The following is a 1,254-nucleotide window of genomic DNA, read 5'->3' on the forward strand; positions in this document are numbered from 1 at the left end:
GTCAGGCTCAGGGTCGCCCCTTCGCCGTCACTGTCACCCGGCGTCGGACCGGCGCCGTCGACCACGCTTACCGTGTGGGTGCTGCGCGCCTCGTCACCGTCGCTGTCCAGCGTGACCAGCTCGAAATCGAAGCCGGTATTCTCGGCGTTGGTGCCAGGCACGAAGCTCCAGGTGCCGTCGCTGTTGACCGTCAACTCGCCGCTGCCGGTGTCGATAGCTTCATCCAGCGCGTAGCTCTCGCCGCCGAACTCGACCGTGGTGCTGCCCACGCCGTCGGCGCCGGCTTCCTCGCTCCAGGTGCCGTCGATCGCCACGCCGCCTTCGGTGGCTTCCTTATCACCGCCCAGAGTGTTCTCGGGCTGGGCGTCCGTGACGGTGACGTCCACCGTGCCGCTGGCACGGTCGCCGTCCGCTTCGCTGGCGATCACTTCGAGTCCGCCGATGGTCAGCTCGTCGACGTTCGCATCGTGCGGCAGCGCATCGAGCAACTCGGCGGTGACCGTCACCGTGCCGCTGGTCTGCGCGCCGATCGGGCCGCCGTTCAGGCTCAGCTTGAGCACGTCGTCGCCGTCCAGGCTGCCGACCAGGTTGCCGACCAGGTTGCCGTCGCCATCGGTCGTCCAGTTCAGGTCACCGTCCAGGCCGTCAACCGTCAGATTGGCGGGGTCGCCGAAGGCGAACTCGGTGATGTCGTCACTGCCGGCGGTGAAGGCAAGCTCGCCGTCGGTGCTGTCGGTGGCGCCGTCTTCCGTGGCGGCATCGGCCAGGTTGAGGCTGAGCGTCTTGCCTTCGCCGTCACTGTCGCCCGGCGTCGGACCGGCGCCGTCATCTACCGTGACAGTGTGCGTGGCACGCGCCTCGTCACCGTCGCTGTCCAGCGTGACCAGCTCGAAATCGAAGCCGGTATTCTCGGCGTTGGTGCCAGGCACGAAGCTCCAGGTGCCACCGCTGTCGACCGTCAACTCGCCGCTGCCGGTGTCGATGGCTTCATCCAGCGCGTAGCTGTTACCACCGATTTCGACCGTGGTGGTCGCGCCATCGGCTCCCTGGGTCGCTTCCCAGGTGCCCTCGATCGTCTCGCCACCTTCGGTGGCTTCCTCATCACCGCCCAGGCTGTTCTCGGGCTGGGCGTCGGTCACGGTCATGTCGACCGTGCCGGTGGCACGGTCGCCGTCCGCTTCGCTGGCGATCACTTCGAGTCCGCCGATGGTCAGCTCGTCAACGTTCGCATCGTGCGGCAGCGCATCGAGCAGC

At 67.7% G+C, this 1,254-nt stretch carries 1 pseudogene; it reads right to left on the bottom strand.

The window, feature by feature from the left end:
* A pseudogene (locus BLW01_RS18535) lies at nt 1-1,254 on the bottom strand (hypothetical protein); the annotation flags it as partial.

It is taken from the genome of Aidingimonas halophila (genome assembly GCF_900106955.1).
In the GTDB taxonomy this organism is placed as follows: Bacteria; Pseudomonadota; Gammaproteobacteria; order Pseudomonadales; family Halomonadaceae; genus Aidingimonas; species Aidingimonas halophila.